Source organism: Clostridia bacterium, from assembly GCA_035628995.1.
In the GTDB taxonomy this organism is placed as follows: Bacteria; Bacillota; Clostridia; order Lutisporales; family Lutisporaceae; genus BRH-c25.
In genome coordinates, this window is the sequence record DASPIR010000015.1 from 1 (window position 1) to 25,368 (window position 25,368).

The window sequence follows — 25,368 nt, forward strand, 5'->3', positions numbered from 1 at the left end:
TATCAGATGGAACATCAATGGGAATACTGGTGGACGAGTTTGTGAAGCTGTATGAAGGGCAGGAACTGTCACCACTCAGGCTGCAGTACAAAGATTATGCAGCATGGCAGAATAGTATGTTAAACAGCGCGGCAATGAAGATGCAGGAAGAACACTGGTTGAAAGCCTTTGAAGGAGAGATATCGGTACTAAGCCTGCCGACGGATTATTCGAGACCAGTGGTACAAAGCTTTGAAGGAGACAGTGTATACTTTGAATTAAATAACGAGATAACAGAGGGACTAAGAAAAATAGCAAAAGATATCGGAACAACAATGTATATGGTGCTATTGGCTGGCTTTAATATACTATTGTCAAAATACAGCGGACAAGAAGACATAATAGTAGGAAGTCCGATAGCGGGAAGACCCCATGCAGATCTGGAGAACATCATTGGAATGTTTGTAAACACACTGGCAATGAGGAACTATCCTGAAGGAAATAAGACATTCAGAGAGTTTTTAGAAGAAGTAAAGGTAAAATGTCTTAAGGCATATGAAAACCAGAGTTACCAGTTTGAAGAGCTGGTAGAGAAACTGGACATAGGTCGAGATATGAGCAGAAATCCATTGTTTAGTGTGATGTTTGTATTACAGAACACAGAGATGGAAGCATTGAACATAGAAGGGTTGAGGTTTAGAAGCCATGAGAGCGGACATAGGATATCCAAGTTTGATATAACTCTAAATGCAATGGAAGCAGGAGAAAAGTTAGGACTAAATATAGAATACTGCACAAAGCTATTCAGGAAAGAAACAATAGAGGGGTTAACTAAACACCTGACAAACATACTTGCAAACATAACAAAGACTATAGAAGTAAAGATATCTGAAATAGGTATGATGAGCGAAGAAGAGAAACATAAGCTGCTGGTTGAGTTCAACAATACAAATGCAAAATATCCGAAAGATAAGACAATACATGAACTGTTTGAGGAGCAAGTGAAAAAGTCACCTGATAATATAGCGGTAGTGTATGAGGACAAGCAGCTGACATATCAGGAACTGAATGAGAAAGCAAACCAGTTAGCACAGGTCTTAAGACATAAGGGAGTGGGGCCGGATAGAATAATAGGCATAATGGTCGAGCGCTCAATGGCGATGATAGTAGGGATAATGGGAATATTGAAGGCGGGGGGAGCATACCTGCCGATAGATCCTGAATACCCGAAGGACAGGATAGAATATATGCTGGAGGATAGCAGAGCAGGCATACTATTGACACAGAAGCACTTAAAGGACAACGTTTTCTTTAGGGGAGAAATTTTAGAGCTTGATGACGAGAATGTCTATAAAGATGGGATAGGTAATATTGAGGGAATTAGCAGTTCTGATGATCTGGCATATGTTATGTATACATCAGGGTCAACAGGTAAGCCTAAGGGAGTGATGATTGAGCATAAAAGTGTATTAAGATTGGTGAAAAATGCAAATTACATAGAACTCAATGAAAATGACAAGATACTCCAGACGGGAGCTATAGTATTTGATGCAATGACATTTGAAGTATGGGGAGCATTGTTAAATTGTGCAAGCCTCTATTTAATATCAAAAGATAAAATATTAGATGCTGATAAGCTAAAACACGAAATTGAAAGAAACAAAATAACCACCATATGGTTAACTGCACCTTTGTTCAACCAAATAATAGACCAGAACCAGAAAGTGTTTGATGAATGCAGGAACTTACTTGTAGGCGGAGATGTTTTATCACCCAAGCATGTAAATATATTAAGAAAAAACAATAGCAAAATCAGAATTATCAATGGTTACGGACCGACTGAAAACACAACCTTTACTACTTGCTTTACAATAGAGAAGACCTATGACAGCAACATACCCATAGGCAAGCCGATATCAAATACACAGATATACATAGTGGATATAAGCAACAAGCTTCAACCAATTGGAATAGCCGGAGAACTATGCATATCGGGAGACGGACTGGCGAGAGGATACTTGAATAAACCAGAACTAACTGAAGAAAAATTTGTACCGAACCCCTTCGAACTGGGAACAAGAATGTATAGAACAGGGGACTTGGCAAGATGGCTGCCTGACGGAAATATAGAATTTTTAGGCAGAATAGATCACCAGGTAAAGATTAGAGGGCATAGGATAGAACTTGAGGAAATAGAAAATCAGTTATTAGGCCATGGAAATATCAAGGAAGCCGTTATCGTCGCAAAAGAAGACACGGGTAACAACAAGTTTCTATGCGCATATATTGTTGGCGATAGAGCGTTAACTACAACAGAGCTAAGAGACTACCTGGGCAAAGAATTACCGGATTATATGCTTCCCTCGTATTTTATACAGCTGGATAAAATGCCGCTGACGCCCAATGGAAAGTTGGACAGAAGGAGCCTTCCGGAACCGGATGGCAAAATAGCAACAGGTGTAAAATATGAAGCACCGAGCAATGTTATAGAAGAGAAATTGGCAGTCATATGGCAAGAGGTACTTGGCATTGAAAAGGTAGGCATATACGACAGCTTTTTTGACCTTGGAGGACATTCGTTAAAAGCCGTAAAGCTTGCCAATCTGATTAAACATCGGTTGTCTGTGGATATAAGTCTGCGGGATATTTTTGAGTGTACTAACATTGCGGAACTTAGCAATCATATCAGAGCCCATGAAGCAATAGATTATGCAGCCATTGGCAAAGAAGCGGAGCAGGATTATTATGCACTTTCCTATAATCAGAAGAGGCTATTGATACTAAACCAGCTTCATCCGGAGGGCACAGAATATAATATATACGGACATATACGAATGAATGGGGATATTAATGCCGATCATGTGCAGAAAACCTTTGATTTCCTGATAAACAGGCATGAAAGCCTGAGAACCTGCATCAGGGAAATACATGGCAGTTATGTGCAAAAGATTGAAAAGGAAATTGAGTTTGAAATTGAGTTAAAAGATATAAGCCAGCTGAATGAAAGTGAAAAAGCAATAGTGCTGGATAACATATTTAAAGAAAAAAATGCCTATATATTTGACTTGTCACAAGCACCGCTTATACTGTGTGAATTAGTAAAGCTGTGTGAGAGTAAATATGAATTGGTATATTCTATGCACCACATCATATCCGACGGATGGTCCCTGGAAATGTTAAACAGAGAGTTCGAAATTGTTTATGACGCCTATAAAAACAACAGGGAGCCATATCTGGAATCACTAAGTATACAATACAAAGACTTTGCAGCGTGGCAAAACAAACAGATAGAGGACTCAGACCAAATGAAGCAAGCAAAGGAATACTGGGAAAAACAATTGCGAGGAAATATCTACCCGCTGAACCTGCCTATGAAAAATAGCAAAAAGCAGGCAGCAGTCAAAAAAGGTGCTTCCTATAGAACTGTTATAGATGCAGATATTAAAGAAAAGCTAAAGAAAATTGCTGAAAAGCAAAAATCAAGCTTGTTTTCATTAATGCTTTCAGGGTTCTATGTTTATTTTGCAGAATTAACCCGACAAGAAGATATGGTTTTTGGAATTGCAGGCTCCGGAAGAGGTGACGCTGAACTTGAAAAGATTTTCGGCTACTTTGTCAATACGGTGGTGCTGCGGAACCAGGTAAGCAAGGAAGAACATTATTTGGATTTTCTAAGCAGAATAAGCGATAGTGTTCTAAAGGCGCTGCAGTACCAAGACTATCCTCTTGAGTTGATCATAGAAGAGATAGGAATAAAATATCCAGTAATCAATGTATTTATTAATATGTTAAATATGTTTGAACACCGTGGACAACGGTTGGAAGACAAGCAGTCCCGCCATTTAAAGGATGTACAGCATGTAAAATTTGATTTGGAGTTTTATCTGATAGAATATGCAGATGGCATAGAAATCGTATGTACTTATGCAGAGGAGTTCTTTGATCCTGGGGTCATTCAACATATGCTTAGCGAATATGCCGGATTACTATCCAAGATTTCCGAAGATGCTACAAGGAAAGTAGCAGATTACTTCGATTAAAATAAGAAATCCATAAGAATTTTGCTCCTATATTATAGAAAGGTGGGGTATAACCATGTTAATAAAAGCATTTAATGAAAGGGTAAAGAAAAGCGGAAATAAAATTGCAGTAAAAACAAATGACGGTTTTTTAACCTTTAATGAATTGGATATACGGGTACAAAAGCTTGCAAAGCAAATAAAGGCAGAAATCAGAGACCTACGCCATATCAGCAAAGCCCCTGTTATAGCTTTGCTGTTTGAACATGGGACGGATATGATCGTCAGCTCCTTGGGAGCATTAAAAGCAAGAAGCATTTATGTCCCTTTTGATCCGTCTTACCCGGAAAGCAGACTGCTTTATATGTTGATGGATTCCGAAGCAAGCCTGATTGTAACCAATGAAAAAAACTATGCGTTGGCGGTTAGATTGGTTTCTCAAGCAGACAACAGGCTGAATATACTCAATATCAGTAACAGTAATTTGACGGAACCAGAAATAGATGTACCAGAGGAAGAGCACGATGGTGCCGCCTACATTTTGTACACCTCCGGTTCAACAGGTAAACCTAAGGGAGTAGTACAGACCCAGAGCAATATTTTACATTTTGCAAAAAGCTATATCAACACCTTGGGGCTAACTGAGGCAGACCGACTGACGCTGTTTTCGGTATTCAGCCATGATGCTGCCATCATTGATATATATAGCGGAGTATTAAGCGGCGCAAGCCTATATCCATATAACATGAAGGAACAAGACAATATAAGCAGGCTTCCGGAATGGCTGCTCCGAGAGGGTATCACCATATGGCATTCCGTACCTACGTTATACCGCTATTTTTTGAACACCCTGTTGGGAACGGAAGTATTCCCAAAGCTCAGGTTTGCTGTATTGGGCGGAGAAAATGTTTTAGAGCATGATGTGATAAAGCATCGCGATTTGCTTAGAAATGTTACCTTGATGAATCTTTACGGACAATCTGAATCCTCATATAATTCATCACAGCTTATCAGACGGTCGGATGAGTTTGCAGGCATAAACATTGGAGAAGCAGTGCCGGAAACCCAAGTCATTGTGTTGAACGAAAAAGATAAAAAAGTACCTGTATTAAGGTTGGGAGAAATCGTTATTGCCAGTAATCACCTAGCACTTGGCTATTGGAAGCAGGAAGAAAAGACAAAGGCGGTTTTTGTCAATCACCCGGAGTTTGGACGGATATATAGGACAGGAGATTTGGGGTGGGTAAACCTAAATGGGGACATTGAATACCGGGGAAGAAAAGACTTTCAAATGAAAATCAGAGGCTATCGTATAGAGCCGGAGGAAATAGAAAATTGCTTGCTAAAATATGAGATGCTGAGGGAAGCTGCTGTAATTGGTAAGTCTAATGGAGATAGTGAGCTATCGCTGTATGCGTATGTGACAGCGGATAAAACCGTGGAGGGGGTAGAACTAAGGACATTTCTGGCAAAAGAATTGCCTGAATATATGATACCCGCTCATTTTATTCAATTGGAGAAAATGCCCCTAACGCCCACCAATAAAATAGACAGGCTGGCCCTTCAGGAAATGGAGAGCATTACTGCGCAGACCACAGAGTATGAAGCAGCAAGAAATGAGATGGAAGAGACTCTGGTGAGTATATGGCAGGAAGTATTGAAATTAGATAGGATCGGTATAAATGACAATTTCTTTGATCTTGGAGGACATTCGCTAAAGGCAACAACGCTGGTATCTCAAGTACATAAGGCGTTCAATGTAGAATTGCCTTTGAGGGAAGTATTCAAGGCACCGACTATTAAGGGATTATCCGAATATATCAAGAGCTTGGAAGAGCACAAGTATACATTCATAGAACCAGTAGATGAGAGTGCTTATTACGAACTTTCATCAGCACAGAAACGTTTGTACACCTTGCAGCAGCTTGAACCGGAGGGCATAGGCTACAATATGCCAAAGGTGCTGTTGATAGAAGGCAAGCTCGATATAAAGAAACTGGAGGAGGCCTTTAAGCGGCTGATACAGCGGCATGAAACATTCCGCACAGGCTTTGAACTTGTAGGGGAAGAAATTCTGCAGAAGGTATACAACGAAGTCACTTTTGAAGTAGAATACTTGGATAATATGTTATCCAAAGAAGATGCGGAAGAAATTGTAAAGGGTTTTATAAGACCTTTTGACCTCAGTAAAGTACCGCTTCTGAGAGTGAAGCTCGCTAAAATACAGCCGCAACAGGACATGCTGAGATATATTTTGATGTATGACATGCACCACATTATATCGGATGGAACCTCCACGGGCATATTGGCGGAAGAGTTTATGAAGCTATATGAAGGAAAGGAACTGCCCGAGCTGAGGATACAATACAAGGACTATGCAGCTTGGCAGAATAAGCTGGTGAAGGCAGAAATAATGCAGCAGCAGGAAAACTACTGGCTGAAAACCTTTGAAGGAGAACTGCCGGTGCTGAACTTGCCAACAGACTATCCCAGACCGGCTATACAGAGTCTTGAAGGTGCGGAATATGTATTTTCGATAAAAGGCAGTTTGTACAGCCGGTTAAAGGAACTGGCTAAGCAAAGCAGTACAACTCTGTTTATGGTGCTGCTGGGACTGTTCAGTGTTGAATTATCCAAATACAGCGGGCAGGAGGATATGGTTATAGGAACTGTGACAGCAGGAAGAACAGATTCTGACTTGCAAAGCCTCATTGGCTTATTCCTAAATAACATAGCCTTCAGATGTATGCCCGGAAAGAAAAAGACCTTTATAGAGTACTTAAATGAACTCAAGTCAGAAGTCTTAAATGCATATGAAAACCAAAACTATCCCATTGAAGAGCTTATTAGAAGATTAGATATAAGAAAAGATATAAGTAGAAACGCTTTGTTTGATGTGATGATTATATTGCAAAATTTTGATCAGAACGGCATAGAAATAGCAGCAAGCAGTTTGAATATGAGTCCATACCCCATGGCACAGAACACCTCGGATTATGATATGAGCTTGTATGTATATGAAACCTCGGAAGAATTAAGGCTCAAACTGCAGTATAGCACAAAACTATTTAAGGCTGAAACAATAAGGGATTTTGCGAAACACTTCATCAATTTAAGTAATGAGCTTCTTCAAGAACCGGAGAAACAACTTGGTCAAGTAGAAATGACAGATGAAGAAGAAAGACATAAGCTGCTGCGCGAATTTAACGGTGTTGGTGCAGATTATCCGGGAGACAAGACGATACAGGAGCTTTTTGAAGCGCAAGTGGAAAGAACACCAGATAATATAGCTGCTGTCTATAACGGGAAGTCTTCAGAGGGTAAAGTGCTGACCTATACGGAGCTGAATGAGCGTGCCAATCAGTTAGCGAGGCGGTTAAGGAGTAAAGGGGTAAGAGCAGATCAGATAGTAGGTATTATGGCAGAACGGTCTCTGGAGATGCTCATTGGTATCATGGGGATACTAAAGGCAGGTGGTGCCTATCTGCCCATAGACCCTGTATACCCGGAAGAAAGAATAAACTTTATGATGGAGGACAGCGGTACCGATTTGTTATTAACCCAGAAGCATCTCAAAGGGAAAGTCAGGTTCCAGGGTGAAATCATAAATTTGGAAGATCCGGATTTATATGAAGGAGACAGCAGCAACCTTAACGTGGGATACAACCTCAATGACCTGATATATGTCATCTACACATCAGGAACCACAGGTAAGCCCAAAGGCATATTAACGGAACATAGAAATGTCATAGCCTATGTAAATACATTCAATGAAATGTTTTCGATTGAGGAAAAAGATGCGACACTACAGCAGGCATCTATGACCTTTGATGGCTTTGTAGAAGAGGTATATACCATTCTGATAAAGGGTGGGAAAGTGATCATACCTGAAAATGAAGAAGTAAAGGATGCAAAGGCCTTAAGAGAATTAATCGTAAAGAATAAAGTAACCATACTAAGTTGTTCACCGTTGATTATGAGTGAATTCAACAAGCTGAAGCCCATGAACTCGGTACATACCTTCCTGAGCAGCAGCGATGTACTAAAAAAGGAATATACTAATAACATCATACAATATGCCAAAATATTTAATATGTATGGTCCTTCCGAAGCCACAGTGTGTGCAACCTGTTACAGCTATTCCGGCGCTGAAACGGGCAGTATACCCATAGGAAGACCCCTAAAGCATACCCGTATATATATATTGGACAATAACAACAATGCACAGGCGGTAGGAATAGCAGGGGAAATATGTATAGCTGGGGAGGGAGTGGCCAGAGGCTACCTTAACAGGCCTGAACTGACAGCAGAGAAATTTGTGGAAAACCTCTTTGAGCTCGGAACGAGGATGTACAGGACAGGAGACCTTGCAAAATGGCTGCCTGATGGCAATATCGAATTTTTAGGAAGAATGGACCACCAAATAAAGATAAGGGGTTACCGTATCGAGCTGGGAGAAATAGAGAACAGGCTGTTAAGTCACGAGGAGATAAAAGAAGCGGTAGTAATCGCAAAGGACGAGGAAGGTGGAAGCAAGTACCTATGTGCATACCTGGCAGGAGATAGGAGAATGGCCATATCGGAGCTAAGGGAATACATGGGTAAGGAACTGCCGGACTATATGATCCCATCCTACTTTGTGCAGTTGGATAAGATGCCTATGAATTCCAATGGAAAGGTAGACCGGAAGGCACTACCTGAGCCGGGCGGAAACATTCATACTGGAGCAGAGTATGAAGCTGCAAGGAATGAAGTAGAAGAAAAACTGGTAGAACTATGGAAAGATGTCTTGAAGGCAGACCAGATAGGGATAAACGATAACTTCTTCGACTTGGGTGGACACTCCCTGAAAGCAACAAGTCTGGTGGCCAGAATGCACAAGGAACTCAATGTGGAAGTACCCTTAAGAGAGATGTTTAAGACACCCACAATCAAAGGACTATCAGAATATATCAAGGGTCTGAAAGAAAACATATATGCATCCATAGAACCAGTGGATGAGTCAGAATATTATGAACTGACATCGGGGCAAAAGAGGTTGTATACCTTACAGCAGTTTGAGATGGAAGGAATCGGGTATAATATGCCCGGCTCGCTGATAATAGAAGGCAAGCTGGATGTATTGCGGTTAAAAGAAGCCTTTAACCAACTAGTACAGCGGCATGAAGCACTAAGAACAAGTTTTATGATGGATGGGGAGAATATACTGCAGAAGGTGCACAAGGAAGTCCCGTTTGAAATAGAATATTTTGATAAAGTGTCATCGGAAAAAGAAGTGAAAGTGGCGTTGAAGAGATTCGTGAGGACATTCGATTTAAGCAAAGCGCCGCTTTTGAGGGTGGGGCTTATAGCCTTGTCCTTTGGTTCAATAGTGCAGAAAGAAAGACACTTGCTGATGTATGACATGCATCATATCATATCCGATGGAACCTCTATGGGGATACTGGTGGAAGAATTTGTGGAGCTGTATGAAGGGAAAGAACTGCCCAAGTTGAGGGTACAATACAAAGACTATGCCGCATGGCAAAATAAACTGCTGAGTTCAGAGGAAATGAAGCAGCAGGAAGCATACTGGTTGAAGGAATTTGACGGGGAGATACCAGTACTGAATCTGCCGACGGACTATCCAAGACCAGTGATAAAAAGCTTTGAAGGAAACCGTATATACTTTGAACTGGATGAAAAAATAACGGAAGCGTTAAGAAAGGCAGTAAAAGAAACAGGTACTACCATGTATATGCTGCTGCTGGCTTCTGTTAATGTTCTATTCTCAAAATACAGTGGACAAGAAGACATTATAATAGGGAGTGCGATAGCCGGAAGGCCGCATGCAGATTTAGAAAATATCATTGGAATGTTTGTCAATACGCTTGCGATGAGGAACTATCCGGAAGGAACAAAAACCTTCAGGGCATTCTTGGAAGAAGTAAAAAGAAATGCTTTAAGAGCCTATGAAAATCAGGACTATCAATTTGATACACTGATAGAGAAGTTGAATGTCAAGCGTGATATGAGCCGCAATCCTTTGTTTGATGTTATGCTCATCCTGCAAAACATGAAAATGGAAGGAGCTGAGGTAGAAGGATTAAGCTTTTTGCCATATTCAGGGGAAAACAATATAGCAAAGCTTGATATAACTATAGAAGCAGTAGAAATAGGAGAAAAAATCAGTTTAAGCATAGAGTATTGTACGAAATTGTTTCACAAAGATACGATAGAGCGGATGGCAGGGCACCTAAAGAAAATACTCAGTAAGACAATAGAGAATATAGATATCGCACTTTGTGAAATAGATATACTAACAGGGGAAGAAAAACAAAAACTATTGCATGAATTCAATAATACCTACGCGGAATATCTGGGAGACAAAACTGTGCATGAATTGTTTGAAGCTCAGGCAGCAAAAACGCCGGACAATATAGCGGTAGTGTATGGAGATAAGCAGCTAAGCTATGGCGCATTAAACGAAAAGGCCAATCAACTGGCAAGCGTGCTGCGGGCTAAAGGTGTAGGACCGGATAGTATCGTTGGGATTATGGTTGAAAGATCTCTGGAGATGATTATAGGAATCATGGGAATATTGAAAGCAGGAGGTGCCTATCTTCCTATTGATCCTGAATATCCGAAAGACAGGGTAGTTTATATGCTGGAGGACAGTGGAACAGAAGTGCTTCTTACAAAGTCCGGTATTGCGAAAACCTTTGAATTTAATAAGCATTCGTTAATGTTGGATGAAGATCGGCTGTATGAAGGTGATGCAAATAACCTGCAAAAGAACAATAGATCCGATGATTTAGCATATGTGATATATACCTCAGGTTCAACAGGAAAACCAAAAGGGGTAATGATCGAGCATAAATCCATAGTCAACTTTATAAAAGGAATGACACAAGAAATAGAATTCAGAGAGGAAGAATCAATATTAGCCCTGACGACGATATCTTTTGATATATTTGGGCTGGAGACTTTGCTGCCTCTGACAAGAGGAATGAAAATAATCATAGCGGAAGAAAGCAGTCAGAAAGATCCCAAAGCGTTAATCAGATTAATAAACAACCATTCTATTGATATACTGCAAATAACCCCTTCAAGAATGGAAATGCTGCTTGATAGCACCACGGATAATATGGGGCTGACTAATTTGAAAGAAATAATAGTAGGTGGAGAGATTTTTCCCAAACCATTACTGGAAAAGTTGAGCGCTAGAACAAATGCAAAGATATATAACGCATACGGTCCTACAGAAACGACTATCTGGTCAACAACAAAAGCTTTATATCCTGACAACGTGCTTAATATAGGAAAACCTATTGCAAACACAAGGATATACATTCTGGATAAGAATAATAAAGTGCAGCCTGTCGGTGTGGCAGGCGAGCTTTGTATCGGCGGAGATGGGCTTGCAAGAGGATATTTGAACAGGCCAGAACTGACAGCAGAGAAATTTGTACCAAATCCATACGAGCCGGGAGAAAAAATGTATTGTACAGGAGACCTTGCAAGGTGGCTTGCCGACGGCAATATAGAATTTCTTGGCAGAATGGATCATCAGGTAAAGATAAGAGGCTTTAGAATAGAATTAGGGGAAATTGAGAACCGGCTATTGACTTATGAAGGAGTAAAAGAGGCAGTTGTAGTAGCAAAAGGCGATGAGAGTGGGAATAAGTATCTATCCGCCTATCTCGTAAGTGAAAAAGAACATACAGTAGCAAAATTAAGAGAACATCTGAACAAAGAACTGCCGACATACATGATACCGGCCTACTTCATACAGTTAGACAAAATGCCCATGACCCCCAACGGAAAGGTAGATAGGAAAACACTTGCTGATTCCAGCAAACTGGAAGAATCGGATGGGGGCATAAATACAGGGGCTTTATATGTAGGCCCCAGAAACTACCTGGAAGAAAAACTGGTAGAAGTATGGGAAAAAGTGCTGAAGCTAAATAAGATAAGCATCAAAGATGATTTTTTTGAGATTGGCGGCAATTCCATAAACATCCTTCAAGTCATTAATTTAATCAGTAATGAAATGGACATTGAACTGAGAATGGCAGACCTGTTTATTAATAAAACCATTGAAGAGTTATCGGAGTATATAAAGGAGGAAAAGGCAGGAGATAATCTAAAAAGCGTACAAAAGATCAACAAAAACAAAAACGGAAAAATCATATTCATATTACATGGATTGAATGGCAGTATATACAGCTACAAGGATCTGGCAAAGCTTCTGGAAAATGATTTTCAAATATATGGTATACAGGCAAAGGGGCTGGATGGAAGCTGCAGCCTGGCAAAAAGCATTGATGAGATGGTAATGGATTATGTGGAAGAGATTAAGCAGGTACAGAGTGAAGACCCATATATTATTGTAGGTTATTGCATGGGCAATATACTGGGATACGAAATCATAAGGGAATTGGAAGCACAGAATAAAAAAGTAGAAAGATATATTAATATTGATGAGTTTGCATTTCTTTCCCATAGTATAATTTGGATTTCAAAGGCTCAAAGAATATGGGACAGTCTGTCTAAACATAATAAGTTGGAAAAAACACTTGAGGATGTTGCAATTGCAGCAGACAAAACCGTTCTTGAAGGCCAAAGGGAATTAGTCGGAGACAAGGATAAGATTACAAAATATATGAAAAATGTAATAAATACAACCTACAGGCCAAAAGGAATGATAAAAGCACAAACATACATCATAAAAGCGAAGGAAACCGAACATCCAAAGCTAAACGAAAAGGATTGGCGCAAAATTGTTAAAAACGATGTAAAAATGGTAGAAATATCAGGTACGCATGAATCTATATTACTGCATCCTCATGTGGAGCAGCTTGCGGAAGAAATAAAGAATGCATTAAAGGACTTGTAAAAGCCAAAAACCATTGAATGTCCACCCCATATCATATAATATATATGTTGTAATGAATCTCTCACGTTGTAAAATAAGAATATTTATAACGAAAGGAAGAAATATATATATGACTACTCAACAAGCGGTAATAAGGAATCAGAAGGATGTTGAACCTGTAAAAAACCCTAAACACAAGGTCGTGTACGGCAGATTACTTTCTGGAGAAAAGGAGAATGGCAGGCTTTCTGCACACCTGACTACTATAAAGCCAGGTGGAGAAATACTTCCTCATATCCATGAAGTACTTGAGGTGATTTATATAATACAAGGCGAAGGCTCGGCATTGGTTAACGGTGAGAGGAAGAAGGCGGAGCCGGGAACAATAGTAGTTGCTAATGTTGGAAGCGAGCACGGATTTTTAAATACCGGGGACACAGATATCGTGATGTATTGTGTATTCTCACCCGGAATTGCATAATAAATCTGAGGGCCATAAGTTCTTATGCTTATAGCCCGATTTTGTTTTGGGATTACATTTTAGCAAAATAGCGCAAAATATAAATAATGCGTCTTAAGCAACGGGGGAACGGATACCACTGAACACACGGATGTTCCACGGATTCCTACGGAATAACACGGTTATTTAATATAATATATTGCAACGTTAGTAAATTTTGATACCTACTTCATTATCGATTATTACTAATGCTTCAGAATATTTTTCCACCGTGTATTCAGTGGGTTTCAGTGTTTTTCCGAAGGAAATCCGTGGTACCCGTTCCCCATTTACTACTTCGCATTAATCTAAAGAGGTGTAATATGTTCGAAATCAAAATGACTGAAAATGAATCAGGTCAAAGGGTAGACCGGTTTCTCAGAAAATACTTGAAGGACTCTACGCTGGGGGACATATACAAGCTCTTCAGGAAGAATAAGATTAAGCTGAATGGCAAGAAAGCAAAAGAAAATCAGATGCTCAATGAGGGAGATGTGCTGCAGCTATATATTGAAAAGCCGGAAACCGAAGCAAAAGAGGACTTGCCTTTGCCAAAACCGGCTAAAAGCCTGGACGTAATATTCGAGGATAAGAATGTAATAATTGTCAATAAACCTGCCGGATTGCTGACTCACCCTGATAAGCCGGGAGATACTGACACACTTATAGACAGAGCATTATACCATATATACAAGAAAAAAGGAGCAGAGCAGTCGGAGACGTTTTCTCCCGCTGTATGCAACAGACTGGACAGGAACACTGGAGGCATTGTAATTGTAGCTAAGAACTACAAGACCTTAAAGGCTGTGAACCACACCATAAGAGAGAGAGGAATGCAAAAGCTCTACCTGTGCATAGTGGCAGGGAAAATGGAAAAGAGCGGAGAAATAAAAGCCTTTCTTAAGAAGGATGAAGGAAGAAATATTTCTTCAATCCGGGATACTGATGAAGGGGAAGGTAAGGCAATACATACAATTTTCAAAACTCTTGCAGTATCAGATACAATAACGGAATTGGGAATGCGGTTTTCTCTTTTGGAAGTGGAGCTGGTAACAGGCAGGTCCCATCAGATAAGAGCCCATTTCGCAAGCTTGGGGCACCCCCTTGCAGGTGATATGAAGTATGGGGATAAGTATATTAATGAATACTTTAGAAAATATTACGGACTGAAATATCAGTATCTTTATGCATATAAGGTGGCATTTCAAGAGGTACACCAGGATATAAGCTACTTAAAGGGAAAAAGCTTCGTATGCAGACTGCCGGCGAATGATGCAAAGATAGCCGGCAAGCTGTTTGGGATGGAGGGAATATAAATGTTGGAATCACTGGAAAAAAAGCTTGCAAACATACTAGGCAGTATAGAATCCAGACTTGAGGAAAATATATTGTTTTTCAAGGGAATAGACGTAGAATATATAAGAAGCGGGAAGACTGCAAAAGCCAAGGTATACATTAACGGAGACAAATTAAGCTTTGATTTTCAAAAGGTAAAGACCCCGATAAACCCTTCTGATTTAAGTGAAATGATAATAAGGTCAGGAAAGGAATATGAAGACTGCATCATAAACTATTCTGAGAGAGGCAGCGGCATTGTCATTAGCACAGAAAAGAACAACGTAAAGATAAATTATACTAACAAGGAACAGGATATGGCAAATCTTCATGATGATGTTTCTGCCAGAACTAACAGAACTTATCTTGTCAGGGCCGGAGAGGCTGATGCCGTACTGAGGGAAATCGGCATACTCACCGCAGAGGGCAAGGTGAAAAATGATATGATTAGGAAGTATAACCAGATAGACCACTTTGTCGAACTTGTTGAAGCGCTTATTAAGGAACAAGGGGACAAGGAGAATATTACGGTGCTTGACTGCGCATGCGGGAAGTCATATCTCTCCTTCGTGCTTAACTTTTATATAAAGGAGAAGCTGAAAAAGAACTGCTATTTCATAGGTCTTGATATATCTGAGCAGGTTATAAGCTCCTCCAGGAAAATGGCACAGAACCTGGGCTATAAGAATATGGAGTTTCATCAGATTGATATTCAAAACTATCAACCCACAAAAAAGATTGATATAGTCATAAGCCTGCATGGCTGTGATGTAGCTACAGATATGGCAATAGCAGCCGGAGTCAGATATGAGGCGGGAGGCATAATAGTTATACCATGCTGCCACAGAGAGCTTCTCAGCCAGTATGAGTACAAACCCTTTAGTGAAATAATCAAGTATGGAGTGCTTAAAGCGAGGATAGCCGATGCTCTGACTGACGGCATAAGGGGGCTTCTGCTGGAAGCAATGGGCTATGAAGCCTCAATTGTTGAATACATATCGCCATTGGATACACCAAAGAACTTGATGATCAGGGCAGTAAAAAAGAGTGCCAGAAATAGGAAAGCTTATGAGGAGTATCTGCGATTGAAGGAAAGTCTTGGAATTAACCCTGCATTGGCAAGGCTGCTGAATATATAGTGCATAGTAAACACCTTCCGAGGGAAAATATATCGGAGGTGTTTTTTTGTGCGTAAAAGAATAATTCAAGACCCTGTTGTAGCAATTGTCGACGCTGCAAAATCAAATAACTGTGTGGAAGATGCACTAAACATGATAAATGCTCCAAATATGATAAAACAGGGAGCATGCGTGGTTATAACTGCAAATATGGTAGACAATAAGGCTGCAAGCACAGGCACAGTTGTGCATCCTGACTTATTGAGAAAAATAATAAAGTATGTTAAGAATTATAAGCCTTCAAGGATAGTGGTTGCAGCGGGCTCCGGCGGTGCACCGACAATGCAGGTCTTTGAAGAAATCGGCTTTAGCAAGGTAATAAAGGATGAGGAGATAGAATTCATCGACCTGAATTATGGTCCTTATACCGAAATCAGCCTGAATCATGATATTGTACCTTCAACGAAAATAAACAAGCTGTGCGAGGAAATGGACGTACATATATCCTTTACTCCAATAAAAATGCATAAAGAGGCCACTGCATCCCTGGGTATAAAAAATATGGCGCTATCATGGCCCCCTGCTGAAATTCATGGAATGCCCAAGAAAAAACTCGGCATACATGAGGATCTGCATAACTTCATTGCTGCAATGGGGGAGGTGGTTCCGATAGATATTACAATACTTTCGGGGATGAATGGAATGGTTTGGACAGGGCCCAGTGATGGAAAGGCAGTAAGCTCCAATCTTATTGTAGCCGGTACGGATCCTGTTGCGGCAGACGCTGTTGCTGCCAGAATGCTGGGCTTGCTTCCTCAAGCAGTGCACTATCTCTTTGAGCTGCACAGAAGAGGTTTGGGTCAGGCAGATGCAACCAAAATGATAATAAAGGGCTTATCGCTTATACAAGCAGAGGAAATGTTCAGCATGGCTGCTTTAGGTCAGAGTATTGCTATTGACAGGCCAAGAGTGCGTACTTTTCATGGAGATTAAGTGCTTATTAACATCACAGATTTCTAGTCAATCAAAATGTTAAAAATGCACTACCTTAATGTAGTACTCTGAAAACAAGTAAAAATGTTCAGAATAAAATGAACTCATAAGGAAAGTAGCCGAATACGGAGGAGTTCCTGCAAAGTCTATAGGCTATCTTGACTAATAACGGATAGATATGGTTATGAATGATTAATCGTGTTTTGGCAGGGTTGGCGAGCAAGAAATTGTAAATCAGATAGGTTATAATAGAATTAAGATAAACGTCGACGATATTTTGACTATAAAATAAGTGACAAATTTCGGTTGTGTTTGCAGTCCCCTTGATATATTACTTGGAGGTGTTGATCAAGAGAGAAAGGAAAAACTTATTATTATCACAACCAAATTTTAAGGAAAGAGGTGTAACTATGGATAATAATAAATTATTGCTTTCAAACCTGAAAACCTATCCAAATATAGAGAGATTGGTTAAGATTCAGGAAAAATTGGCTAATAATAAAACGATACAGGATGCAAAGGCCAATAATATAAAAAATGAAAGTTATACAGCAACAAACCCAATTATTTAAGCTTTAAGAATGCGGCGCAAGCCGCATTTTTTTGTTTGTATATGTTATAATAATTTTATAATTATTTTTATTTGTGGGGTAATAGAATGTCTCAAAACAGTATTGTTAACAAATATTTTCCGGCTTTAACGCATAGAGATTATAGACTTTTTTGGACAGGACAATGCATTTCTTTAATTGGTACATGGATGCAGACTGTGGGACAGTCTTGGTTGGTATATCAGATTACCGACTCTTCTCTCAAACTCGGTATAATAAGTGCACTTCAATTTACTCCGATGCTGCTTTTCTCACTGCCTATAGGAGCTTTAATCGACAGGCACTCTAAAAAGAGAGTGCTTTTCATTGTACAGATAATTATGGCACTAAATGCTTTTTTACTTGCGTTTCTAGTATGGAAAGGTATTGCTTCCTATGGGACAATTGCCTTGCAGGCTTTACTGCTTGGAACCCTGAACTGCGTAGATATGCCTGTACGACAGTCTTATATGGCGGAGCTGGCTTCAAAGGAACATCTTATGAACGCGATTGCACTGAATTCCACCATTTTCAATGCCGCCAGGATTATAGGCCCTGCTGTGGCAGGACTGGCTTTTAGCTTTTTTGGAGCTACTGTCTGCTTTCTAATAAATGGTTTATCATTTATTCCGGTTTTAATCAACATTTATAGAATCCAAACAGAAGGAAAGTGCTCAAATAGCAAGCAAGGGGTAAAAATAAGCCATGAAATAAGGGAAGGTCTAAAATATATAGCTGGCAATCCTGTCATTAGTACAACCATATTGATGCTGGCTTTCAGCAATACTATTATTATGAATTTCAATATACTGATACCTGTAATGGCAAAGACGGTCCTAAATGGTGATTCAAGGGCTTATGGATTTTTAATGACTGCACTGGGTCTGGGCGCTTTTACAGGAGCACTTTCATTGGCAGTTACAAGCTATAAGGGATTAAGGATGAAGCTGCTTATGGGAGCTTACTTGAGTTTGAGCGTTTGTGTTTTCATAATAGGATATCAGACAAAGTTTATATATGCATTTTTGATGTTCATGCTGGCAGGATGGTCAATGACCTCTGCGTTGTCCTCATCCAACACCTGTGTGCAGACCAATTCTCCAGATGGTATGAGGGGAAGGATTATGAGTGTATACTCTTTGGTGGCGGGTGGAGCTATACCTATCGGAAGCATGTATGCAGGCACTATGTTGGAAAAATTCGGTGCGGGTTTTACCTTCAAGGTCAGTGGTATGGCAGGTATTGTGTTCATGCTTGCGGTAATAATATTAAGGTATAAATTGGTTGCGAATCATAGAGCACAAAGCACAAGCGCATAATAAAGCATAGTGAGGCGTTGAAATGCATAACAAGTATGAGATTAGCTGTGGAGAAAACAGAATATATATTCTTGATTATATGTCGGGAACTCTTGGCTTTTCAGCAAGACAAGCAAAGAGACTCCTAAAGGATAAGAAAGTACTCATAAACGGAAAAGCAGCATACAGGGACAACAGACTTAAGAATGGAGATATTCTGGAAGTCGATTTGGCGGAAGAGTCCAGAGAGGACATTAGAGCTGAAGATATAGAGCTGTCGATAATTTATGAAGACGACTATATATTGGCAGTTAATAAGCCGCCTTACATGCTGGTGCACCCTACACCCAACCACCCTGCAGGGACGCTGCTGAATGCAGTTGCCAATCATTTCAGAAAGCAGGGTAAGGAAGCATCGCTGCGCTTATTGAACCGGCTGGATATGAATACATCAGGTATAGTTGTAATCCCTAAAAGTGCAGCAGTTCATCGGACTCTTGATGAAAGGATGAAGGATGGCAGCATAAAAAAGTATTATATAGCAATAATACAAGGGGTTATTAAGCCGGAAAAAGGGATAATAGACAAACCAATCGGAAAGAATGAAGAAGACCCCATTAGGAGAACAGTTGCAAGCGATGGGCAGCCAGCAGTTACAGCATATGAGACACTAAGCAAATCCAAGGGCTGCTCAATGGTGCGTCTGGAGCTTTTGACAGGGAGGACGCATCAGATAAGGGTGCATCTTAGCCATTTGGGATGTCCAATAATAGGGGATACATTGTATGGAGAAGAAAGCAGACTCATCGGAAGACAGGCCTTGCATGCGTCAGACATGGAGCTTCCACATCCCTTGGGGAAAGGTATAATCAAGCTGCATGCTGAGCTGCCGGCTGATATCATCAGCCTCGCTGCTGAACTGGAATTGGAGTGACTTACATTTGAAAAAATACAATGTGTATGAAATAGAAAAACAGCATGATGGTGTGAAGCTAGGGGATTATCTGCGGGAACACCTGATGATGTCAAGGAACGGGCTGATAAAAGTGAAGAAATCCGGTTCATTGAAGGTGAATGGGCTTAATGTACATACTGATATTATACTAAAAGCCGGGGACAAAGTTGAGTTTGAGCTTACCGACCAGAACTCCGAGAACATTCTTCCTGAATTTATGGAACTGGCTATAATATATGAAGATGAGTATATGATTGTAATTAACAAAGAAGCGGGTATCCCAACCCACCCGTCTAAGAATCATTATATGGGTACGTTGGCAAACGGTCTCATGTATCACTTGATGGAGGAGGGAAGGGATATAACCATAAGACCTGTAAACAGACTTGACAAGAACACCTCGGGACTTGTTTTATTTGCTAAGAGCTCCCACATACAGCATCTTATGTCTTTGGAAAGCTATAAGCACAAAATATCAAAAGAATACCTGGCCATTGCACAAGGCAGAGTTGAAGCTGACTCAGGCACTGTCGACGCACCTATAGCAAAGGAACGAGAGCATTCTGTAATAAGGACGGTAAGAGAAGATGGAGCCAGAGCAGTTACGCATTACCATGTACTTGAACGATATGAGGACTACACTCTGCTCAGCATATTCCTGGAGACAGGCCGAACTCATCAGATAAGGGTGCATATGGCTTATATAGGCCATCCACTGCTTGGAGATGACCTGTATGGCGGCGGTCAAGAAAAAATAAAAAGGCATGCATTGCATGCCTATAACATCAAAATGCTTCATCCAATTTTACATAGTAATCTTAACCTTACTGCTGAACTTCCAGAAGACATGCTTCAGTGCTTATTAATACAACAATTATAAAGTTATTCAAGAGTATTAATAATGCACTTCCTTGATGTTGTGCCATGTTGTTCTAAACCGCCACTGGTTCAGGCACATATCAAAAAACATTCTGAAGGTTAAAGGATTCTTTGGCAGGTATGTGTTTTATAAGCGTTCTCAAAGATGACATCTGTGACAGGGCTTCATTTTTATCCTCAGTTTTTACATAAGAAATAAGCTGCGACAGAACCAATTCTATATTATCAATTTCGTAGTGGTCAATAAGCATAGACCATACTTTGCTTGTCTTATCCCATTTGTTGTGAAATTCCTCAAGCTTTCTGGATGCCTCATTCCAATTCTGATTTTCTATATCTTCTTCAAGAGTTGAAAGATTGCTGCTAAGCTCTTGGGATTCAGAATTCAGCGCATAAAGGGTGAGACAACCTCCAACTATCAGCAATATTGTGAGTATAATAATAATTATAAGGGGTTTCAATTTACTCACTTCCTTTTTTGAAGATTTCCGTTAAGCTGATAAACGAGCTTACTTTCGGGGTTAAGATAAGCGAAGAACACATCTTTTGCTGACTTGATTTTATTTGTTTTAAGCTCATTTGAAAGCCAATCATTACTCAAACCAACTTTATAAAGGTTATCTGAAATTACTCTCCCGTCGATTATTATCGTGACAGGCAGATTCTGTGCCGTTGGCTTAATGTTCAGGTCTTTTATAGTGGCGGGCTTGACTTCGGGCTTGGGAATCACGCTTAATTGCCCGCTGGTCTCAAGAATGGCATAGTCTATGTCCTCCAGGTTGGGGAAATTCTTGAGCCTCATTTGCTCCAACAGGTCATTGATATTGTATCTTATCCTTCTAAGCTCTTTCTCCAGAATTACTCCCCGCTCGATGAGGATGCTGGGCTTGCCGCAAATGATGCCTCTGGCACGTTCGCTCTTCATTGATATATAGGAAAGAAGCTCTTCCATGATGAAAAGTGTGATTATGGGGATTATACCGCTGATTAGAGGAATACCCACATTAGCCATAGGGACTGCTGCCAAATCTGCAATAATGAGGGCAACAACAAGCTCAGAAGGCTGGAGTTGTCCTATCTGCCTTTTTCCTAACAGCCTTAGTACAATTACAATTAAGATATAAAGAATTAGTGTTCTTACGAATGCGATAAGCAATAGGCGCACCTCGGTTTTTAAATTCTTCAATAGAAGTCTTTTATATAATTCCCCATCTGCAAAAAAATATTAAATTTGACGTGTGGAAGATTTAATAGCAGCCGATTTAGTGGTAAAATATTCCCAAGGAGAATATCTTATATAAAAATTCCGCCTACGGAGAATTTAAAAAAATCTCCGGAAATCCGGAGATTTTAAAAAGCACTTAATGTCTTACACCCATTGAAATAGTATGGAGTGCTTCGCCTGCTTCGTTCTCAAATATGTTTTCTACAGCCAGGTCGCCTATTGCAACGATGCCAACGAGTTTATCATTTTCTACAACCGGCAGTCTTCTCACTTGGTTCTCTGCCATGATGTCGGCGACAGTGTGAACATCCATCTCAGGAGTAGCGAATTTGACGTTGGTAGTCATTACTTCAGAAATCTTCTGATTGGCACCTTCACCTTTTGCAACTCCTCTGAGAATTATATCTCTATCGGTAACAATACCTACAACTTTGTTGTTGTCAATTACCGGTACAGAGCCAATATCCAGCTGCCCCATAATCGAAGCTGCCTTTGTGACTGTATCATTTGATGCTACTGTACTGACGTTTGTGGTCATAATCTGCTTAACCTTCACAAGCATCATCCTTTCATATAAAAGTATGGATGGATTTTGGCGCATGAATTGTATTATTTTTTCAAAAAAAACAGCTGGTTAGAATGCAATTAAGTCTATATATAGCTTTACCTCTTTATATTTTTTTAGAAGTCAAAAAAAACAGAAAAATATGAAACAATTTCTAATTTTTAGTGTAATATACTATATAACCTGGGGGTGGTGCTGTGCACGTTGAAGCCAGCATTATTGCTCGGTGCAAGAAGCATGATAAGGCTGCTTTCGTCGAGCTTTTCAAAATGTATGAAAGATATCTGTTTAAGCTGTGTTACAGCTATGTGCAGAATCAGCAGGACGCCCTGGATATAACTCAGGAGGTCTACATAAAAGTATTCAAAAATATATCGAAATTTGATGAAAAAATGCCATTCCATCCCTGGTTTAGAGCTGTTACAGTCAATACGTGCATTAACTTCAAAAGGGTATGCAGATATGATTCAGTGTCGCTCAATTCAAAGGATGAAGATGACAAATCCCTTGAAGAGGTAATCCCAGCACAAAATGATGTGGAAAATGAGGTATTGGATAAGGAATTGGGGCGACTGATAAGAGAAAACCTTGAAGGCCTCAAACCTAAGCATAGAATGGTATTGGTTCTTAGATACTACGAAGGATTGAGCTATGAGGAAATCTCGGTAGTGCTAAAGGAACCCCTTGGCACTGTTAAAACGGATATATACAGGGCGAGAAATATTTTGAAGGAAAAGCTAAGGAATGTTTTGATAAATCAAAACGATATAAATCGTACAAAGTAGGTTACGTCGAATAGCTGCGATTTATAACATCAATGAAACGTTTCGAACTATTGAACAATTATGAAAAGGATTTAGTGCGAAACATATTGGAGGCGCTGATATGAGCTGCTGCTTTGACAAAGAAATCATACAGAAATATGTTGACAACACCATTGACCCGTTGGAATTTATTTTTCTGAAGGAGCATATGAACTACTGCGGTGAGTGCAGACGGGAGCTTGACCTTGTAATGACCCTGGAGAACCAATTGAGCAAGTTTTTCGATGATGACAGTGAGGCAAAGGAGCTTGATTTGCTGATAACCAAGCTAGTTTACGACTGCATGGATGAGGTTGAAAAAAATAAAAAGCTTAAGTATGCAATAAATAGGGGAATAGAGTTAGGAAGCTGTATTGTGGACAATTCAACACGCTTCGTAGAATATATTCCCGGAAGCAAAAGAATGAGCAAAGGTGTAAAAAAGACTGCTTCATTCACCAGAGACATGCTGAAAACTCTTGTAAAAAGAGAAGTAGTAAAGCTCTGGGGAGGCATCATATAGTTTATTGTATTTTGGAGGATAAACCCGATGTTATTAGTGCTTATAATTCTGAAAATATTGCTCTATTTGCTGTTTTTCCTGGTAGGGCTGGTGCTGCTTTTGCTGATTATACCCTTTAATTACTCAGGCCAGGTACTTGCTTCTGATGGACTCAGGGCACAGATTGCTTTGGGCTGGGCATGGAGAATGCTTGGAATAAGTGCAGAGATAGAAGGGGAATCTGTGGATATAACCTTACGCATACTGGATAAGAGAGTATACAAGCTGAAGGGCAGGGAAGCTGGTACAAAAGAGGAAAAGCCGGAACACAAGCCTGAAGAAAAGAAAAAAGAAAAAAAGACAAGAAAAGGGTTTAGCTTAAAGGATATTGTCAATAGGGAATTTATAAATGAAATCCTTGAGTATCTCAAAAGAGTACTAGATATTGCAAAGCCAAAGTATTTTCATTTATATGGGACTTATGGCTTCGAAGATCCATCCTTGACGGGAATGGCGTGCGGTGTCTCTGGAATAATTAGCAGCATTATCCCCCATGCAAGACTTCACCTAAACCCGGATTTTACTCAAGAGATAATGGATTTGGACTTGCGTGCTGAGGGAAGTATGGTAGTCGGAAGCTTGGCATACCAGACAATCAGGACAGTATTTAAAAAGCCGATCAGGAAAATTTTGTTCAGAAAGAGAAAAAGTTGAAACTTTTTTACACTATCAGTGTAATTATTATATGTAAAACAATTTTGAATATAATTAGAGGAGGATATAGTTCATGGAAGGAAAAACACCAGTAAATGAAAGCTTGGAAACCCTGTTCACCCATCTGGAAAGATTCCTGAAGACTGAAACAGTCATAGGGGAGCCAATAGTTGTAGGTGAAACAACACTTATTCCTATTATCACAGTAGCATTCGGCTGCGGCGGCGGTGGCGGCGGCGGCAAGGACGAAAAGGGCAACGACGGCATGGGAACAGGTGTAGGAGTTGGTGCCAAGATATCTCCTGATGCTGTAATAGTTATCAGAGAAGATGCAGTTACAATGCTTCCGGTAAAGAGCAGATCAAACATTGAAAAGCTCGTGAGCATGGTTCCTGAGATAGTAAAGAAGATAAAGCTCAGGAAGGAAGACAAAGGCTGCTGCGCAGAAGACAAGAGCGAATAGTGGAAAGAGCATGAGGCCCGATATCGTTTTGATATTGGGCTTTTAGTTTGATGACAAATCCCAAATCACCACAGTAATGTATAGCTACAAAGAAGCAATAGCCTTGTATATCGATTCACACAATATAAGCTTTGGACAGAATTAGAGCCTGATACGAAGTAAAACCCTAACGCGCATAAACCCGGCGTCCTACCGGTATGCGCTAGGTTTACATCACGTAAACCTTACGGATTTTTCTACGTATCAAGCTCTATTCTGTTACCCAAAGACTTATAAGTGTTCGCTGATATACAAGGTTACTGCTGTACTGAATCGTTATTCAGATTATTTGGGCTTTGGTATCAGTTTGAAGAAAAACCATTATCAGATTGAATAGGGCTTTGTTTCTTTACTGAATTATTCTGCAACTATAGGTAAATAATAGTATTGAACACACATTTTAAAAATGTTATAATATCAAAGTAACATGGGTGGTTAGCTCAGTTGGTATGAGCACTACGTTGACATCGTAGGGGTCGCTGGTTCGAGCCCAGTACTACCCACCATTAAGAATATTAACTCCTTATTCATTGAA

Annotated in this window: 17 protein-coding genes and 1 tRNA gene; 15 read left to right on the forward strand and 3 right to left on the reverse strand. The window is 40.0% G+C overall.

Annotated features, from left to right (window positions below; genetic code table 11):
• The 10 genes from VEB00_04745 to VEB00_04790 all read left to right on the forward strand — a co-directional run.
• On the forward strand, window positions 1–4,019 hold a 4,019-nt coding region (locus VEB00_04745; protein ID HYF82320.1), incomplete at its 5' end, for an amino acid adenylation domain-containing protein.
• Between the two features lie 55 nt (window positions 4,020–4,074).
• Entirely contained in the window at window positions 4,075–12,876 is an 8,802-nt protein-coding gene (locus tag VEB00_04750; protein ID HYF82321.1) for an amino acid adenylation domain-containing protein, read from the forward strand.
• 109 nt (window positions 12,877–12,985) lie between these two features.
• Window positions 12,986–13,336 carry a cupin domain-containing protein gene (locus VEB00_04755; GenBank protein ID HYF82322.1) on the forward strand — a complete coding sequence of 117 codons (351 nt, stop codon included), beginning with the start codon at window positions 12,986–12,988 and terminating at the stop codon, window positions 13,334–13,336.
• A 341-nt stretch (window positions 13,337–13,677) separates the two neighbouring features.
• A complete protein-coding gene (locus VEB00_04760) occupies window positions 13,678–14,670 on the forward strand; it encodes an RluA family pseudouridine synthase (GenBank protein ID HYF82323.1) in 993 nt (330 codons plus the stop codon).
• A complete protein-coding gene (locus tag VEB00_04765; protein HYF82324.1) occupies window positions 14,671–15,828 on the forward strand; it encodes an SAM-dependent methyltransferase in 1,158 nt (385 codons plus the stop codon).
• 48 nt (window positions 15,829–15,876) lie between these two features.
• Window positions 15,877–16,800 carry a DUF362 domain-containing protein gene (locus VEB00_04770; GenBank protein HYF82325.1) on the forward strand — a complete coding sequence of 308 codons (924 nt, stop codon included), beginning with the start codon at window positions 15,877–15,879 and terminating at the stop codon, window positions 16,798–16,800.
• Between the two features lie 410 nt (window positions 16,801–17,210).
• Window positions 17,211–17,372 carry a hypothetical protein gene (locus VEB00_04775; GenBank protein ID HYF82326.1) on the forward strand — a complete coding sequence of 54 codons (162 nt, stop codon included), beginning with the start codon at window positions 17,211–17,213 and terminating at the stop codon, window positions 17,370–17,372.
• 86 nt (window positions 17,373–17,458) lie between these two features.
• Window positions 17,459–18,709, forward strand: coding sequence for an MFS transporter (locus VEB00_04780; protein ID HYF82327.1), 1,251 nt, complete (start codon window positions 17,459–17,461; stop codon window positions 18,707–18,709).
• A gap of 22 nt (window positions 18,710–18,731) precedes the next feature.
• A complete protein-coding gene (locus VEB00_04785; protein HYF82328.1) occupies window positions 18,732–19,622 on the forward strand; it encodes an RluA family pseudouridine synthase in 891 nt (296 codons plus the stop codon).
• Between the two features lie 7 nt (window positions 19,623–19,629).
• The gene (locus tag VEB00_04790) at window positions 19,630–20,523 is read left to right on the forward strand and encodes an RluA family pseudouridine synthase (protein ID HYF82329.1); all 894 of its coding nucleotides are present in this window, start codon (window positions 19,630–19,632) and stop codon (window positions 20,521–20,523) included.
• Window positions 20,524–20,602: 79 nt separating this feature from the next.
• On the opposite strand, the gene VEB00_04795 is transcribed toward VEB00_04790, so the two are convergent.
• From VEB00_04795 to VEB00_04805, 3 genes are all read right to left on the reverse strand, one after another.
• Window positions 20,603–20,983: a DUF4363 family protein gene (locus VEB00_04795; GenBank protein HYF82330.1), complete on the reverse strand. Its 381-nt coding sequence runs from the start codon at window positions 20,981–20,983 to the stop codon at window positions 20,603–20,605.
• A gap of 5 nt (window positions 20,984–20,988) precedes the next feature.
• On the reverse strand, window positions 20,989–21,678 hold the full coding sequence (locus VEB00_04800; protein ID HYF82331.1) for a DUF421 domain-containing protein: 690 nt from the start codon (window positions 21,676–21,678) through the stop codon (window positions 20,989–20,991).
• 205 nt (window positions 21,679–21,883) lie between these two features.
• Complete coding sequence (locus VEB00_04805) at window positions 21,884–22,303, reverse strand: CBS domain-containing protein (GenBank protein HYF82332.1); 420 nt, start codon at window positions 22,301–22,303, stop codon at window positions 21,884–21,886.
• 206 nt (window positions 22,304–22,509) lie between these two features.
• Here VEB00_04805 and VEB00_04810 point away from each other — a divergent pair, with 206 nt between their 5' ends.
• From VEB00_04810 to VEB00_04830, 5 genes are all read left to right on the forward strand, one after another.
• Window positions 22,510–23,097, forward strand: coding sequence for an RNA polymerase sigma factor (locus VEB00_04810; protein ID HYF82333.1), 588 nt, complete (start codon window positions 22,510–22,512; stop codon window positions 23,095–23,097).
• A gap of 100 nt (window positions 23,098–23,197) precedes the next feature.
• A complete protein-coding gene (locus VEB00_04815; GenBank protein ID HYF82334.1) occupies window positions 23,198–23,638 on the forward strand; it encodes a hypothetical protein in 441 nt (146 codons plus the stop codon).
• Between the two features lie 27 nt (window positions 23,639–23,665).
• The gene (locus VEB00_04820) at window positions 23,666–24,331 is read left to right on the forward strand and encodes a DUF2953 domain-containing protein (GenBank protein HYF82335.1); all 666 of its coding nucleotides are present in this window, start codon (window positions 23,666–23,668) and stop codon (window positions 24,329–24,331) included.
• A gap of 73 nt (window positions 24,332–24,404) precedes the next feature.
• Window positions 24,405–24,794 (forward strand): GerW family sporulation protein, encoded by a 390-nt coding sequence (locus VEB00_04825; protein HYF82336.1) that lies wholly within the window; start codon window positions 24,405–24,407, stop codon window positions 24,792–24,794.
• Between the two features lie 468 nt (window positions 24,795–25,262).
• A tRNA-Val gene (locus VEB00_04830) sits at window positions 25,263–25,339 on the forward strand.
• Window positions 25,340–25,368: the final 29 nt, after the last annotated feature.

Bases quoted from the DNA above. Each gene is read 5' to 3' on its own strand.
- VEB00_04755 (HYF82322.1), top strand. From the start codon at position 12,986: ATGACTACTCAACAAGCGGTAATAAGGAATCAGAAGGATGTTGAACCT.
- VEB00_04825 (HYF82336.1), top strand. From the start codon at position 24,405: ATGGAAGGAAAAACACCAGTAAATGAAAGCTTGGAAACCCTGTTCACC.
- VEB00_04785 (HYF82328.1), top strand. From the start codon at position 18,732: ATGCATAACAAGTATGAGATTAGCTGTGGAGAAAACAGAATATATATT.
- VEB00_04750 (HYF82321.1), top strand. From the start codon at position 4,075: ATGTTAATAAAAGCATTTAATGAAAGGGTAAAGAAAAGCGGAAATAAA.
- VEB00_04765 (HYF82324.1), top strand. From the start codon at position 14,671: ATGTTGGAATCACTGGAAAAAAAGCTTGCAAACATACTAGGCAGTATA.
- VEB00_04760 (HYF82323.1), top strand. From the start codon at position 13,678: ATGTTCGAAATCAAAATGACTGAAAATGAATCAGGTCAAAGGGTAGAC.
- VEB00_04815 (HYF82334.1), top strand. From the start codon at position 23,198: ATGAGCTGCTGCTTTGACAAAGAAATCATACAGAAATATGTTGACAAC.
- VEB00_04775 (HYF82326.1), top strand. From the start codon at position 17,211: ATGGATAATAATAAATTATTGCTTTCAAACCTGAAAACCTATCCAAAT.
- VEB00_04780 (HYF82327.1), top strand. From the start codon at position 17,459: ATGTCTCAAAACAGTATTGTTAACAAATATTTTCCGGCTTTAACGCAT.
- VEB00_04820 (HYF82335.1), top strand. From the start codon at position 23,666: ATGTTATTAGTGCTTATAATTCTGAAAATATTGCTCTATTTGCTGTTT.